Genomic DNA, 14,461 nt, shown 5'->3' on the forward strand with positions numbered 1-14,461 from the left:
CAGCACACGAAGTGGCAAGCGTGGGGGCCCTATTCGCCAGCACCGTGGTCACGCGCGGTGTGGGACTGGCCGAGGTCTGTGCCATCGCTGCCAACACGGCGGTTGGGCGCATAGGCGCTGACCTGGCCGCCACCACCGAGCCGCCCTCGGCGCTTCAGCAGCGATCGCGCAAGTTGGTGCGCCAGCTCGGCGTGGCCGCGCTGCTGCTGGCCAGCGCCCAGGTGCTGCTGGGCTGGTGGTGGAACGACCGGCCGCTGCTGGAGAGCCTGCTCTCCGGCATTGCGCTGGCCATGGCCATCCTGCCGGAGGAAATCCCGGTCATCCTCACCGTGTTCCTGGCCTTGGGCGCGTGGCGCATCTCCCGGCACAAGGTGCTGACGCGGCGGGTCACCGCCGTCGAGGCGCTGGGCGCCATCACCGTGCTTGCGGTGGACAAGACCGGCACGCTGACGCTGAACCGCATGGCGGTGGCCGAGATCGCCACGGCCGACGCGAACTTCCGGCCGGAGGGTGCCGACAGCCTGGCCGAAGAATTCCACCCGCTGGTGGAATTTGCCATGCTGGCCACGCCTGGTGATCCGTTCGACCCGATGGAAAAGGCGATCCAGCACTTTGGCCACCAGTGGCTGGCCGGCACCGAGCATGTGCACGACGGCCGCGAGCCCGAGTTTGAATACGCGCTGTCGGGCGAGATCCTGGCCATGACACGTGTGTTTGCCAGTGACTACCCTGCGCAACACCTGCTGGCCACCAAAGGCGCGCCCGAGGCCGTGGCCGACCTGTGCCACCTCGACGTGGCGCAGCGTGATGCCATCGCCCGGCAGGTAGAAGCCATGGCAGAACGCGGTCTGCGTGTGCTCGGCGTGGCGCGCGGGCGCTGGAGCGGGCAGGCCACCGCACCGGACGCGGCGCCGCCCTGGCCGCCAAGCCAGCACGACTTTGATTTCGAGTTTCTCGGCCTGGTCGCCCTGGCCGACCCGCCGCGTCCCGAGGTGCCTGCCGCGCTGGCCGAATGCCGGCAGGTCGGCGTGCGTGTGATCATGATGACCGGCGACCACCCCGCCACGGCCCTGGCCATCGCGCGCCAGGTCGGCCTGTCGGAGCGCCCCGACTTCATCACCGGCGCCGAGATCGAAACCCTGGACGATGCCGCCCTGCGCCAGCGGCTGCGCCATGTGGACCTGTGCGCGCGCCTGAAGCCCCAGCACAAGCTGCGTCTGGTGCAGCTGCTGCGCGCCGATGGCGAGGTGGTGGCCATGACCGGCGACGGCGTCAACGACGCGCCCGCACTCAAGGCCGCCGACGTGGGTATTGCCATGGGTGAGCGCGGCACCGACGTGGCGCGCGAGGCTGCCGCGCTGGTGCTGCTCGACGACAGCTTTGCCCGCATCGTGGCCGCCATCCGCCAGGGTCGGCGCATTGACGACAACATCCGCAAGGCCACGCGGTTTGTGTTTGCCGTGCATGTGCCCATCATTGCGCTGGCGCTGGTGCCCACGCTGCTGCACTGGCCGGTGTTGCTGCTGCCGGTGCACATCGTGTTGCTGGAACTGCTGATCGACCCGGCCTGCTCCATCGTGTTCGAGGCCGAGCCGGAGGGCCGCGACCTGATGACGCGCCCGCCGCGCCCCGTTTCGGACTCGCCGTTTGGCGCTGTGCCGCTGCTGCAGGGCGTGTTTCAGGGCCTGGGCGTGGCCGGGGTGCTGCTGGCCGGGCAGACCTGGCTGGCGGGGCAGGGCTGGAGCGCCGCACATGGCCGTGGCGTGGTGTTCAGCACGCTGGTGCTGGCGGTGATGCTGCTGATTCTGGCCAACCGCGATCCGTCGCGGCCCGTGTTGCTGGGGGCCGCCGCCGCCAACCCCTGGTTGTGGCGCATGGCCGCCGGTGTGCTTGCGCTGCTGGTGGCGGTGCTCGGCCTGCCGTGGCTGCGGGACCTGATGGGCCTGGCCCTGCCGGGCGCCCGGGAACTGGTGCTCACCGCCGTGCTGCTGGCACTGAGTCTGGTCTGGCTGGAGCTGGTGCGGGTGCTGGGGCAGCTCCTGGGTCGTGCAGGCCCGCTGTCATGACCACCATGGTCAGGTCCGCGCCGGTATGCCCAGGCCTTTGACAACCGCCGGCCGCGCCACAAACGTTTCCAGCACACGCAGCACGTTCGGAAAGTCGGTGATGCCGACCAGCTCACCGGCCCCGTAGAACCCGATCAGGTTGCGCACCCAGCCGAAGGTGGCAATGTCGGCGATGGTGTAGTCGTTGCCCATGATCCAGTTGCGCCCCTCCAGGCGCTTGTCCAGCACACCGAGCAGGCGTTTTGCTTCGGCCACGTAACGGTCGCGCGGGCGTTTGTCTTCATACTCCTTGCCGGCAAACTTGTGGAAAAAGCCGAGCTGGCCGAACATCGGGCCGATGCCGCCCATCTGGAACATCAGCCACTGAATCGTTTCGTAGCGCCCTGCGGCATCAAGCGGCAAAAATTTGCCGGTTTTTTCGGCCAGGTAGATCAGGATGGCGCCGGACTCGAACAGGCCCAGCGGCTTGTCGCCCGGGCCGTCCGGGTCGAGGATGGCGGGGATCTTGTTGTTGGGGCTCAGCGAGATGAACTCCGGCGTGAGCTGGTCACTTGTCGCAAAGTCCACCAGATGCGCCTCGTAGGGCAGGCCGGTCTCTTCCAGCATGATCGAGACCTTGACGCCATTGGGCGTGGGCAGTGAATAAAGCTGGATGCGCCCGGGATGTTGCGCAGGCCATTTCCGGGTGATGGGGAAGGCGGAGAGATCGTTCATGGCGGGGTGGTACTGTGCAGGGTGGGCTGTTGTTTGAACGGCAACTGTAGCCCAAGCCCGCGACACGCGTATTGCGCGCGGCGGCAAGACCGCAGGCCGACCATCACCCCGCAGTCAAGCGACAGTCACCGAGCGGACGGGCCGCAAGCCGGGCGCCGGTTAGCATGAGGAATGCCTGAAGTCACTCCTTCCTCTTCGTCCGCCATCCCCGATGGTTTTGTTCCTGTGCGTGTTGGCGGCCCCTTTATCAAGGTCAACGGCCCGTTCTACGCACGGCTGGAAGGCCAGCGCCTGCTGCTGGGTTTTCGCGTCGAGGAACGGCACAGCAACCCGCTGCAGATGTGCCACGGCGGCATGCTGGCGTCGTTTGCGGACATGCTGCTGCCGTGCGCGGCGATGTACCAGAGCGACAGCGACAGGCGCTTTCTGCCGACCATCAGCCTGCAGATCGATTACCTGGCGCCGGCCATGCTGGGCGCCTGGGTGCAGGGCCAGGCCGACATCCTGCGCAGCACGCGCAACATGATCTTCATCCAGGGCCTGGTGACGGCCGACGGCGAGCCGGCCTTGCGCATCAGCGGCATCTTCAAGCAGGGCCCGCTGATTGGCGACGGCCAGGATCGCGATCCATTTTTTGCTACGAAGTTGATAGCTGCCGGCGCAAGCATTTAAAGGGCCAGGGCCGTTTTTTGCTTGAAATTATTCAGGCGGCCTCGGTCATCAGCCCGGCGGCGCGCTGCACCTCGATACGGATCTCCTCGGTCAACCGCGCCTTCAGTTCCATGAACACCGGCGTGGTCTTGACCGAGTAGTGGCGTGGATGGGCAATTTCTACCTTCAGGTCGCACTTGATGCGGCCGGGGCGGGCACTCATGACCACCACGCGGTTGCCCATGAAGATGGCTTCGTCGATGTCGTGGGTGACAAACAGCACGGTTTTTCGCTCGGCTTCCCAGATGCCCTGCAACAGTTCCTGCATCAGCTCGCGGGTCTGGTGGTCCAGCGCGCCGAAGGGCTCGTCCATCAGCAGCATGCGTGGATCGTTGGCCAGCGCGCGTGCCAGCGCGGTGCGCTGCTGCATGCCGCCCGAAAGCTGCTTGGGAAAATGGTTCTCGAAACCCGTCAGGCCCACTTTCTGGATGAAGGGTTGCGCAATCGCATGCTGCTCGGCCAGGGGCAGGCCTTTTTCGCGCAGGCCGAAGCAGACGTTCTCGAGGATGCTGAGCCAGGGAAACAGGGTGTAGCTCTGGAACACCATGCCGCGGTCGGCGCCGGGGCCGGTGACCGGCTTGCCGTCCAGCGTGATGTTGCCGGTGCTCGGTATGTCCAGGCCAGCCACCATGCGCAGCAAGGTGCTTTTGCCGCAGCCCGAGGGGCCGAGGATGGTGATGAAGTCGTTCTCGGCCACGCTGAGATCGGTAGCCTGCAGCGCGACCGTGCCGCCATTGGCGCCGGCGAAGGTCTTGGAGACCTGGGAAATTTCAAGAATGTTCATAAGGGCTTACAGCCTTGCCCAGGGGAAAAGTTTGCGGTTCAAGGCTTTAAATGCGAAGTCGGTGACAAGGCCAATCACACCAATCACGATGATGCCAAAGATGATCTGGTCGGTGGCCAGCAGCGCCTGGCTGTCGGTGATCATGTGGCCGATGCCGCTGGAGGCGCCGATCAGCTCGGCGACGATCACATAGGTCCAGGCCCAGCCCAGCACCATGCGCAGCGTCTCGGCAATCTCGGGCGCGCTGCTGGGCAGCAGCACCCGCGTGACGATGCCGCGGTCCCCTGCGCCCAGGGTGTAGGCGGCTTCGACCAGGTCGCGCCGGGTGTTACCCACGCTCACCGCGAACATCAGCACCAGCTGGAAAAACGAGCCGATAAAAATGACGGCGAGTTTTTGCGCCTCGCCGATGCCGGCCCAGAGGATCAGCAACGGAATGAAGGCCGAGGCCGGCAGGTAGCGCGCAAAACTCACGAAGGGTTCAAAAAAGGCCTCGACCGGCTTGTAGGCGCCCATCAGAACCCCCAGCGGCACGGCCAGCACGGCGGCGATCAGGAAGCCGCCCAGCACCCGCCACACCGTCATGCCGATGTCCTTGATGAAGCCCTGGTTGGCCAGCAGGTCGTAACCCGAGCGCACCATGGTCACCGGGTCGGCCAGAAAGGTCTTGGACACGTAGCCGCCGAAGGTGGCGAAGGCCCAGACCGCGAAGAACAGGATAAAAAAGGAAATGCCCAGCGCGATGCGGACACCGGGGGCGACAGGTTGGAGAGGGCGCATCGTTGTGTGTATTTGGGCCTGTCATGCCGGACTCGATCCGGGATCCATGACCCGAACACCTGCAATCAGGCACTCAGGCATGGATGGCGGGTCCAGCCCGCCATGACAAGTTGGTTATTTCAGGAAGCGGGTATCGGCCAGCTTGCTCATGTCGGGCAGGGCCTTGATCACACCGGCTTCGAGCAGCAGCTCGGCGGCTTCCTTGCTGAAGGCGGCGTGTTCACCGGCAAAAAACTTCTGGTTGGCGGCACGGTCCTGCCAGCGCAGGTATTTCTGGCTGGCTTCGAACTTGTCGGCCGGCTGCTTCACGTCGGCGCCCATGATTTCAAAACTCTTCTGCGGCTCCTTGCCGATCATCTCGAGCGCCTCGAAATAGCTGTCGGCCAGGGCCTTGGCGGCTTTCGGGTTGTCGGCCAGGAACTTGGGAGTGCAGCCCACGGTGTCCATGATCATCGGGTAGTCGAGGGTGGTGGCGATGATCTTGCCGGCTTCGGGCTTGGCACGTACGGCGCCGAGGTAAGGCTCGTAGGTCATGGCGGCGTCGATGCCGTCGGTGCCCGCAATCATGGCGTTGGCAGCGGCTTGCGGCTCCAGGTTGACGATCTTCACGTCTTTCGGGCTCAGGCCGTTTTTCTTGAGCATCCAGGCCAGCGTGAACCACGGGGCGGTGCCGGGCGCACTGGCAGCCACAGTCTTGCCCTTGAGGTCGCTGATTTTCGCGATGTTGGGTTTGACCACCATGCCGTCGGCACCGTAACTCTTGTCGAGCTGGAAGATCTGCGTGGTGGCCACGCCGTTGGCGTTCCAGACAATCCAGGTCTCCACCGTGGTGGCGGCGCACTGCACGTCGCCCGAGGCTATCGCGAGGTGGCGGTCTTTCTGTGGAATTTTCTTGATCGTCACGTCGAGGCCGTTTTTCTTGAAGATGCCAGCCTCCTTGGCCAGGGTCAGCGGCGCAAAGCCGGTCCAGCCCGACATGCCCAGCGTGATTTTGGTTTCCTGCGCCTGCGCGGACAGGCAGGCGAGGGCGACGAGGGACAGGGTAAGCAGCTTTTTCATGGGGACTCCTGGTTGACGGTGGAAGGGAAGGGTGGACGGAAGGTATGCAGTGTTCATGCCAGGGCCATGGGGGCCGGCGCGATATGGGCCAGTCGCAAGGCGTGCAACTCGGGCAGATCGGCATCGAGCGCCGCCGCCATGTCGCCGCTGGCCACCAGGTGCTGCACCGCCTCGATGTCGCGCGCCAGGCTGCGGTCTTCCATCATGGCCGGCGAAACGATGCGGATCAGGCGCAACACACGTTCGAGCGGCACCGAACTTTTGAGCGGCCGCAGGAATTCGATGCCCTGGGCTGCGGCCAGCAGTTCGATGCCCACGATGTAGGCGGTGTTGCGCAGCATGGGTTGCAGCCGGCGCGCCGCAAAGGTGGCCATGCTCACATGGTCTTCCTGGTTCGCCGAGGTCGGCAGGCTGTCCACGCTGGCCGGGTGCGCCAGCGACTTGTTCTCGGACGCCAGCGCCGCCGCCGTTACGTGCACGATCATGAAGCCGGAGTTGAGCCCCGCATCCGGCGTGAGGAAAGGCGGCAGGCGCGAGACCACGGTGTCGACCAGCATCGCGATGCGGCGTTCGGTGATGGCGCCGATTTCGGCAATCACCACCGCCAACGCGTCACAGGCCAAGGCTACGGGCTCAGCGTGGAAATTACCTCCGGAGAGCAGGCTGCCCTCGTCGGCAAACACCAGCGGGTTGTCGGTCACCGCGTTGGCTTCGATCATCAGCACCTGCGCGGCGTAACGGGTCTGGTCCAGGCAGGCGCCCATGACCTGCGGCTGGCAGCGCAGGCAATACGGGTCCTGCACACGGTCGTCGTTTTCAAGGTGGGAGCGGCGGATCTCGCTGCCGGCGGTCAGCGCACGGTAGGCGGCCGCGCAGGCGATCTGCCCCGGCTGGCCGCGCACCGCATGGATGCGCGGATCAAACGGGCCGTCGCTGCCGCGTGCCGCATCCAGTGTCAACGCGCCCGAGATCACCGCTGCTTCCAACAGGCGCTCTGTGGCAAAGAGCGCGTCAAGGGCCAGCGCGGTCGAGACCTGGGTGCCGTTGATCAGCGCCAGGCCTTCCTTGGCCGACAGCTCCAGCGGCTTCAGGCCGGCCTGCGCCAACGCCTTCGCAGCCGGCAGGCGCTCGTCCTGGTAGAACACCTCGCCCTCGCCAATCAGCGGCAGGCACAGGTGGGCCAGCGGCGCGAGATCGCCTGATGCACCGACCGAGCCCTGGCAGGGAATCACCGGGCAGATGCCGTGGTTGTTCAGATCGAGCAGCGCGTCGATGACCTCTTCGCGCACGCCCGAATAACCGCGTGCCAGGCTGGCGGCCTTGAGCAGCAGGATCAGGTGCACCACGCGCACAGGCAGCGGCTCGCCGACACCGACGGCGTGCGAGCGCAGCAGCTTGAGCTGCAGGATGGCCAAGTCTTTCTTTTCGATACGGGTATTGGCGAGTTTGCCGAAACCGGTGTTGACGCCGTAGACCGCCGCGCCGCCGCTGGCCGCCTGGTGCACCAGTGCGGCGCTGGCGCGCACACCGGCGCGGCAGGCGGCTTCGAGCCGCACCGGCGGGGGCACGGCCGCGCAAAGGCGGCGCAGCTGGGCCATGGACAGCTGGCCGGGAATCAGGAGTTCCTTGTTTGGCATGGGGTGGATGTCCGAACCAGGGCGGGTTCAGCCGATCATCGGCAGGTTCAGCCCGTTCTCTTTGGCGCTGGCCTTGGCGATGTCGTAGCCGGCATCGGCATGGCGCATCACCCCGGTGGCCGGATCGTTGAACAACACACGTGTTATGCGTTCGGCCGCCTCGGGCGTGCCGTCGCAGACGATGACCACGCCCGAATGCTGCGAATACCCCATGCCGACGCCGCCGCCGTGGTGCAGGCTGACCCAGGTCGCGCCGCTGGCGGTGTTGAGCAGGGCGTTGAGCAGTGGCCAATCGCTGACAGCATCGCTGCCGTCCTTCATGGCTTCGGTCTCGCGGTTCGGCGAAGCGACCGAGCCGCTGTCCAGGTGATCGCGGCCGATCACGATGGGGGCCTTGAGTTCGCCCGACCTGACCATCTCGTTGAAAGCCAGGCCCGCCAGGTGCCGTTCACCCAGGCCAATCCAGCATATGCGCGCCGGCAGGCCCTGGAAGCTGATGCGTTCTTCGGCCATGTCCAGCCAGCGGTGCAGCGGCTTGTTGTCGGGGAAGAGTTCTTTCATCTTCGCGTCGGTCTTGCGGATGTCTTCCGGATCGCCGGAGAGCGCCACCCAGCGGAAGGGTCCGACACCGCGGCAGAACAGCGGCCGGATGTAGGCCGGCACAAAGCCGGGGTAGTCGAAGGCATTCGCCACACCGAAATCCTTGGCGACCTGGCGCAGGTTGTTGCCGTAGTCAACGGTGGGAATGCCCATGGCGTGAAACGCCAGCATGGCCTTCACGTGGGTGGCACAGGATTCGCCGGCGGCTTGTGTGAGCGCCGCGTGTTGCGCCGGATCCTTTTGCGCGGTCTGCCATTGGGCGACGCTCCAACCGGCGGGCAGGTAGCCGTTGATGATGTCGTGCGCCGAGGTCTGGTCGGTCACCAGGTCGGGGCGCATGCCGCCGGCTGCGGCGCGGCGCGCCAGCTCGGGCACGATTTCGGCCGCATTGCCGCACAGGGCAATCGACACCGCGTCCTTGCGATCGGTGTGTTCCTTGATCATCGCCAGCGCTTCGTCCAGATCTTTGGCCTGCTTGTCCACATATTTGGTGCGCAGCCGGAAATCGATGCGCGACTGCTGGCACTCGATATTGAGCGAACAGGCCCCGGCAAAAGTCGCTGCCAGCGGCTGCGCGCCGCCCATGCCGCCCAGGCCGGCGGTCAGCACCCAGCGGCCGGCCAGATCTCCATTGAAATGTTGCCGGCCGGCTTCGACAAAAGTCTCGTAGGTGCCCTGCACGATGCCCTGCGTGCCGATGTAAATCCAGCTGCCGGCCGTCATCTGGCCGTACATCATCAGCCCGGCGCGGTCGAGCTCGTTGAAGTGTTCCCAGGTCGCCCACTTGGGCACCAGATTCGAGTTGGCAATCAGCACACGCGGAGCGCCGGTGTGGGTGCGGAACACACCGACCGGTTTGCCCGACTGCACCAGCAGGGTTTCGTCGGGTTTGAGCTTGCGCAGCGTGTCGAGGATGGCGTCGAAAGCCGGCCAGTTGCGCGCCGCCTTGCCGATGCCGCCATAAACCACCAGCTCGTCGGGGTTTTCGGCCACCTCCGGGTCCAGGTTGTTCTGGATCATGCGGTAGGCCGCTTCAATCTGCCAGTTGGCGCAGGACAGGGCGCTGCCGCGCGGGGCGCGCACCGGCCTGGCCTTGCTGTTGAGGAAAGGGGTGTGCGAAAGGTCTGACACGGGTGGCTCCTTCATGGCTGTCTTGCCGGGCGGGATGGGACACGCAAGATTCGTTCCGGCAAATGCTAGTTGTCTATACAACTTGTGTCAACTGGGGTAATCTAGGGCCATGGCAAAAGTTGTATTGCCTGCCTACGAGCAGGTCAAGGCCTTCATCAAGGCCCGTATCAGCGCCGGGACCTGGAAGCCGGGCGACCCGGTGCCCAGCGAGGCGGCGCTGGCGGCGCAGTTCGGCATCAGCCGCATGACGGCCAACCGCGCCCTGCGCGAACTGACGGCCGAGGGGATGGTCACACGCATCCAGGGTTCCGGCACGCGGGTGGCAGAGCTGCACCGCATTTCCTCGCGCCTGACGATTCGCGACATTCACGAAGAAGTGGTCGAGCGCGGCCATGTGCACACCACCCGGGTATTGATGGTGGAGGCCGAAAAGGCCAGCGTCGACCTGGCCCGATCGCTGGGGCTGCGCACCGGCACGCGCGTTTTTCACACCATGCTGGTGCATCTGGAAAACGGCGTTCCCATTCAGTACGAAGATCGCTACGTGAATCCGGCGGCAGCGCCCGATTTTCTGGAAACCGACTTCACCCGGACAACCCCGACCCACCACCTGCTGCAACATGCGCCGCTGACCGAGGCCAGTTATTCGATCGAGGCCTGCCTGCCCACGGCGCAGGAAGCCAGGCATCTGGGCATCAAACGCGGCGAGCCCTGCCTGGCCATGATGCGGCGCACTGTCAGTGGGGCCCACGTGGCCAGCGTCGCCCGGCTGATTTATCCCGGCACGCGTTACAGCTTTGCAGGACAATTTCAGGCATGAGTGGATATCCATTCCCCCCACGAACCCGTCAAGCGGAGGGCACCCCATGAGCTGGCAAATCATCCCCCTGGAAGAGGTGGCGCCCACGGCCTGGCGCAACGGCGGCGGCATCACGCGTGAACTGCTGGCCTGGCCTGTGGCGCAGGACTGGGACTGGCGCATCTCGGTGGCCGAGGTCGAAAAAAGCGGCCCCTTTTCGCCTTATGAAGGGGTGCAGCGCTGGTTTGCCGTGCTCGGTGGCGCGGGGGTGCGGCTGACCCTGGGGGAACAAGTGCATGAGCTCACGGCGCAAAGTTCGCCGCTGTGTTTTGACGGCGCCCAGGCCTGCGCCTGCGAGCTGGTCGACGGCCCCACCGAGGACTTCAACCTGATGCTCAAGGACGGGCGTGGCAGCGCGCGCCTGGTCCGTGTGCTGGGGGCGCTGGATGTCAAGGTCAAACCTGGCACACGTGTCGCCGTGTATGCCTGGGACGAGCCGGTGACCGTGCAGGTCAACAGGAAGTTTGTAACGGTGCCGCCGCACACCCTGGCCTGGCGCGCGCTGGCCGATGGCGCCTCGGTGCGTATCGAGGCAAGCACCGCACTGTGGATGGAAATGGCGCGATGACGGTGCAGCTCTGGACCCACTGTGACATTGCCACACTGCAGGCCGGTCATGCCGTGCCTTACGGCCTGATCAAAGACGGCGCGCTGCTTGTCGAAGATGGGCAGATCGCCTGGGTGGGCCGCCGCAGCGGGCTGCCGGCCGACCAGGCGGCACGTTGCACGCGTGAACACAACGCCGGCGGCGCGCTGATCACTCCCGGTCTGATCGATTGCCACACCCATATTGTTTATGCTGGTGACCGCGCCCAGGAGTTCGAGTTGCGCCTGCAGGGCGCGAGCTACGAAAACATCGCGCGCGCCGGCGGCGGCATCGCCTCGACGGTGAAAGCCACACGCGCCGCGAGCGAAGCGGAGCTGCAAGCGCAAAGCCTCAAACGGCTGCAGGCGCTGATCGCCGAAGGCGTGACCACGCTGGAGATCAAGTCCGGCTACGGCCTGGCGATCGAACATGAGCGCAAGGCCTTGCGCGTGGCGCGCGCGCTGGGCCGCAGCCAGCCGGCGGAGGTGCGCACCACCTTTCTGGGCGCCCACGCAATCCCCCCCGAGTTTGCCGGCCGTCCTGACGCCTACATCGACGAAGTGGTGCGCATGCTGCCGTTGCTGCATGCGGAAGGGCTGGTCGATGCGGTCGATGCGTTTTGCGAGCGCATCGCCTTCAGCGCGGTCCAGACAGAACGGGTGTTTCTGGCGGCCCACGCGCTCGGCTTGCCGGTCAAGCTGCATGCCGAGCAGCTCAGCGACAGCGGCGGCGCCCAGCTCGCGGCGCGTTATGGCGCCCTCAGCTGCGACCACCTCGAGTGGCTCAGCGATGCCGGCGCGGCCGCGATGGCCCAGGCCGGTAGCGTGGCGGTGCTGCTGCCGGGCGCGTTTTATTTCCTGCGCGAAACCAGGTTGCCGCCAGTGGCCCTGTTGCGCGAGCACGGTGTCCCGATGGCGATCTCCACCGACTGCAATCCCGGCAGCTCGCCTTGCAGCTCGCTGCTGCTGATGCTCAGCATGGCCTGCACGCTGTTCCGCCTGACCCCCGAGGAGGCGCTGGCCGGCGTGACGCGCCATGCGGCCAACGCGCTGGGGCTGGCCGACCGCGGCGTGATCGCTGCCGGCAAACGTGCCGACTTTGTACTCTGGGATGTTGCGCACCCGGCCCAACTGGCCTATGCCTTCGGCTCCAACCCACGCCTCCAGACTGTTTTCAAGGGTGACCTTGTATGAGTTATATCCTGCACCGGGGCAGCGCGCCCCTGCTGGTCAGCATGCCGCACACCGGCACCGAGATTCCCGCAGAGCTGCGCGGCGATTACGCCGAACGTGCCCTGGGTGTGGAAGACACCGACTGGCACCTGCAGCGGCTGTACGATTTCCTGCCCGCGCTGGGCGCCAGCGTGATCACGCCGCGGTATTCGCGTTATGTGATTGACCTGAACCGCCCGCCCGACGATGCGCCCATGTACCCTGGCGCGTCGAACACCGAGCTGTGTCCGACGCATTTTTTCAACGGCGACGCCCTCTACAAGGAGGGCCGGGCCCCCGATGCAGCCGAACGCCTGCGTCGGCGAGAAACCTACTGGCAGCCCTACCATGCGGCGCTGGCGCAAGAGCTCGCGCGCCTGAAGGCCGAGCACGGGTTTGCGCTGCTGTGGGACGCGCACAGCATCCGTTCCGAGATCCCCTGGCTGTTCGAGGGCCGCTTGCCCGATCTCAACATCGGCACCGCCAATGGTGCGGCGGCGGATGACTCCATCACCACCGCCGCGGCTGCCGCCTGTGCCGGCATCCCCGGTGTCAGCAGCATCGTCAATGGCCGCTTCAAGGGCGGCTACATCACGCGGCACTACGGCCGGCCGGACCAGGACGTCCATGCGGTGCAGCTTGAAAAGTGCCAGAGCCTGTACATGCAGGAAGTGGCGCCGTTTGCCTACGATGAGATGTTGGCGCACAGGATTCAACCCGTGCTGAAAAATCTGGTGACAAGCAGTCTGGCTGCTACCCACAAGTTGTATGCGCGGTGAAGTGACGCGTTACGTCGCGCCCCAGGCCTGGGTGGACGGCGCGTGGACGCAGGAGGTGCTGCTGGCGGTGGCGGCCGACGGCACCTGGGCCAGCATCGAACCCAACGCGGTGGAGCAAGCGCAGGCCGGCGCGCTGCGCCTGGCCGGGCCGGTGTTGCCGGGGCTGGTCAACGCCCACAGCCACGCTTTCCAGCGCGCCATGGCCGGGCTGACCGAGCGCTCGGCTGCAGGCCAGGACGACTTCTGGCGCTGGCGCGACCGCATGTACAGCGCTGCGTTGCGCATCGCGCCCGACCAGCTCGAAGCCGTGGCGGCGCTGCTGTACGCCGAGCTGCTGCAGGCCGGCTACACCCAGGTCTGCGAGTTCCACTACCTGCACAACGCCAGTGACGGCCAGCCGTATGCCGACCCGCTGGCCATGTCGCTGGCGCTGGTGCGTGCCGCGCAGCGCGTGGGCATGGGTCTGACCCTGCTGCCCACCCTGTACATGCGGTCCGGCTTCGCCGCCGCCGGCCTGCGCGAGGACCAGCGGCGTTTTGCCTCCACGCCCGATTCGGTGCTGCGTCTGGCCGAGGGCGTGGCGCGCCAGGGTGGCCGCCACGTCAACACTGGCCTGGCGCTGCACTCGCTGCGCGCCGTGGACGCGTCGGCGCTGCGCGAGGTGGCAGCGGCAGCCCATGCGGGCGGCATGGCGGTGCACATCCACATCGCCGAGCAGGTGCAGGAAGTGCAGGACTGCGTCGCCGCTTTGGGCGCCCGGCCTGTCGAGTGGCTGCTGGCCCATGCGCCGGTTGATGCGCGCTGGAACCTGGTGCACGCCACCCAGTCCACCGTGGCCGAACTGCAGGGTGTGCAGCGCAGCGGCGCGGCGATTGTGATTTGCCCGACGACGGAGGCCAATCTCGGCGACGGCGTGTTTGACCTGCCGGCTTACGCTGCGGCGGGCGGCCACTGGTCCATCGGTTCGGACAGCCATGTCACGCGCAGCTGGCAGGAAGAGCTGCGCCTGCTCGAATATTCGCAGCGGCTCACTCTGCGCCGGCGCAACATCGCGGGCCGCCTGCTGGCCGGCACCAGCAGCGCGGACAACCTGTTCAACGCCGCGCTGGCCGGCGGGCACGCCGCCACCTCGCTGCCGCTGGGCGGCATCGCGCCCGGCCAGCGCGCGGATTTTGTCGTCGTCGATACCACGTCGCCGGCGCTGCTGGGCATTGCGGCCGATCACCTGCTGGACGCTCTGGTGTTTTCGAGCCCGGACGCGCGTTTCAGCGAGGTGTTTGTGGCGGGGCAGCGCGTGGTCAGTGGCGGGCAGGTGGCCGGCTGGCCGCGCCTGGCGGGGGATTTCGTCCAGGCGATGAAGGCCTTGTGGGCTTGAGACTTGTGATTCCGCACGCGGTCCGGGATTCATGCCTGCAAACCGGATCCGCATGATCGTCACCATGGATTGCGGCTCAATCCGCCATCAAAAATCGGCGTCTGCGCGCCAGCCCCCGAAGATGCCGGCCACGCCTGTGTCGGCGCGTCACTATTAAATCAATAGCTGA

At 66.2% G+C, this 14,461-nt stretch carries 13 protein-coding genes; 7 read left to right on the top strand and 6 right to left on the bottom strand.

Annotation, left to right across the window (positions count from 1 at the left end; all coding sequences use genetic code 11):
- On the top strand, positions 1 to 2,066 hold a 2,066-nt coding region (locus PSV26_RS08435; RefSeq protein ID WP_300569757.1), incomplete at its 5' end, for a cation-translocating P-type ATPase.
- 9 nt (positions 2,067 to 2,075) lie between these two features.
- Here the strand turns inward: PSV26_RS08435 and PSV26_RS08440 are convergent.
- Positions 2,076 to 2,780, bottom strand: a complete 705-nt coding sequence (locus PSV26_RS08440) for a glutathione binding-like protein (RefSeq protein WP_300569760.1) — start codon at positions 2,778 to 2,780, stop codon at positions 2,076 to 2,078.
- A gap of 171 nt (positions 2,781 to 2,951) precedes the next feature.
- Between PSV26_RS08440 and PSV26_RS08445 the strand changes: the two genes are divergently transcribed.
- Complete coding sequence (locus PSV26_RS08445) at positions 2,952 to 3,452, top strand: PaaI family thioesterase (protein WP_300569763.1); 501 nt, start codon at positions 2,952 to 2,954, stop codon at positions 3,450 to 3,452.
- A 31-nt stretch (positions 3,453 to 3,483) separates the two neighbouring features.
- On the opposite strand, the gene PSV26_RS08450 is transcribed toward PSV26_RS08445, so the two are convergent.
- The 5 genes from PSV26_RS08450 to hutU form a co-directional block, all read right to left on the bottom strand.
- Positions 3,484 to 4,275, bottom strand: a complete 792-nt coding sequence (locus PSV26_RS08450) for an ABC transporter ATP-binding protein (protein ID WP_300512535.1) — start codon at positions 4,273 to 4,275, stop codon at positions 3,484 to 3,486.
- 6 nt (positions 4,276 to 4,281) lie between these two features.
- Complete coding sequence (locus PSV26_RS08455; RefSeq protein WP_300512533.1) at positions 4,282 to 5,055, bottom strand: ABC transporter permease; 774 nt, start codon at positions 5,053 to 5,055, stop codon at positions 4,282 to 4,284.
- 114 nt (positions 5,056 to 5,169) lie between these two features.
- Entirely contained in the window at positions 5,170 to 6,114 is a 945-nt protein-coding gene (locus PSV26_RS08460; RefSeq protein ID WP_300569766.1) for an ABC transporter substrate-binding protein, read from the bottom strand.
- A 53-nt stretch (positions 6,115 to 6,167) separates the two neighbouring features.
- Positions 6,168 to 7,751, bottom strand: coding sequence for a histidine ammonia-lyase (hutH, locus tag PSV26_RS08465; protein ID WP_300569768.1), 1,584 nt, complete (start codon positions 7,749 to 7,751; stop codon positions 6,168 to 6,170).
- Between the two features lie 27 nt (positions 7,752 to 7,778).
- A complete protein-coding gene (gene hutU, locus PSV26_RS08470; RefSeq protein ID WP_300569771.1) occupies positions 7,779 to 9,497 on the bottom strand; it encodes a urocanate hydratase in 1,719 nt (572 codons plus the stop codon).
- A gap of 94 nt (positions 9,498 to 9,591) precedes the next feature.
- Between hutU and hutC the strand changes: the two genes are divergently transcribed.
- From hutC to PSV26_RS08495, 5 genes are read left to right on the top strand one after another with little or no spacing between them, the layout of a single operon-like run.
- A complete protein-coding gene (hutC, locus tag PSV26_RS08475; RefSeq protein WP_300569774.1) occupies positions 9,592 to 10,302 on the top strand; it encodes a histidine utilization repressor in 711 nt (236 codons plus the stop codon).
- 46 nt (positions 10,303 to 10,348) lie between these two features.
- The gene (locus PSV26_RS08480) at positions 10,349 to 10,909 is read left to right on the top strand and encodes a HutD family protein (RefSeq protein ID WP_300512523.1); all 561 of its coding nucleotides are present in this window, start codon (positions 10,349 to 10,351) and stop codon (positions 10,907 to 10,909) included.
- A complete protein-coding gene (gene hutI / locus PSV26_RS08485) occupies positions 10,906 to 12,120 on the top strand; it encodes an imidazolonepropionase (protein WP_300569777.1) in 1,215 nt (404 codons plus the stop codon). Before PSV26_RS08480 ends, hutI begins: the two co-directional genes overlap by 4 nt.
- A complete protein-coding gene (hutG, locus tag PSV26_RS08490) occupies positions 12,117 to 12,917 on the top strand; it encodes an N-formylglutamate deformylase (protein ID WP_300512521.1) in 801 nt (266 codons plus the stop codon). The genes hutI and hutG overlap by 4 nt, the downstream gene beginning before the upstream one ends.
- The gene (locus PSV26_RS08495) at positions 12,907 to 14,292 is read left to right on the top strand and encodes a formimidoylglutamate deiminase (RefSeq protein WP_300569780.1); all 1,386 of its coding nucleotides are present in this window, start codon (positions 12,907 to 12,909) and stop codon (positions 14,290 to 14,292) included. The genes hutG and PSV26_RS08495 overlap by 11 nt, the downstream gene beginning before the upstream one ends.
- Positions 14,293 to 14,461: the final 169 nt, after the last annotated feature.

The organism is Polaromonas sp. (assembly GCF_029945685.1).
Lineage (GTDB): Bacteria > Pseudomonadota > Gammaproteobacteria > Burkholderiales > Burkholderiaceae_C > Polaromonas.

Bases quoted from the DNA above. Each gene is read 5' to 3' on its own strand.
- PSV26_RS08440 (WP_300569760.1), bottom strand. From the start codon at position 2,780: ATGAACGATCTCTCCGCCTTCCCCATCACCCGGAAATGGCCTGCGCAA.
- PSV26_RS08445 (WP_300569763.1), top strand. From the start codon at position 2,952: ATGCCTGAAGTCACTCCTTCCTCTTCGTCCGCCATCCCCGATGGTTTT.
- PSV26_RS08450 (WP_300512535.1), bottom strand. From the start codon at position 4,275: ATGAACATTCTTGAAATTTCCCAGGTCTCCAAGACCTTCGCCGGCGCC.
- PSV26_RS08455 (WP_300512533.1), bottom strand. From the start codon at position 5,055: ATGCGCCCTCTCCAACCTGTCGCCCCCGGTGTCCGCATCGCGCTGGGC.
- PSV26_RS08460 (WP_300569766.1), bottom strand. From the start codon at position 6,114: ATGAAAAAGCTGCTTACCCTGTCCCTCGTCGCCCTCGCCTGCCTGTCC.
- hutH (WP_300569768.1), bottom strand. From the start codon at position 7,751: ATGCCAAACAAGGAACTCCTGATTCCCGGCCAGCTGTCCATGGCCCAG.
- hutU (WP_300569771.1), bottom strand. From the start codon at position 9,497: ATGAAGGAGCCACCCGTGTCAGACCTTTCGCACACCCCTTTCCTCAAC.
- hutC (WP_300569774.1), top strand. From the start codon at position 9,592: ATGGCAAAAGTTGTATTGCCTGCCTACGAGCAGGTCAAGGCCTTCATC.
- PSV26_RS08480 (WP_300512523.1), top strand. From the start codon at position 10,349: ATGAGCTGGCAAATCATCCCCCTGGAAGAGGTGGCGCCCACGGCCTGG.
- hutI (WP_300569777.1), top strand. From the start codon at position 10,906: ATGACGGTGCAGCTCTGGACCCACTGTGACATTGCCACACTGCAGGCC.
- hutG (WP_300512521.1), top strand. From the start codon at position 12,117: ATGAGTTATATCCTGCACCGGGGCAGCGCGCCCCTGCTGGTCAGCATG.
- PSV26_RS08495 (WP_300569780.1), top strand. From the start codon at position 12,907: ATGCGCGGTGAAGTGACGCGTTACGTCGCGCCCCAGGCCTGGGTGGAC.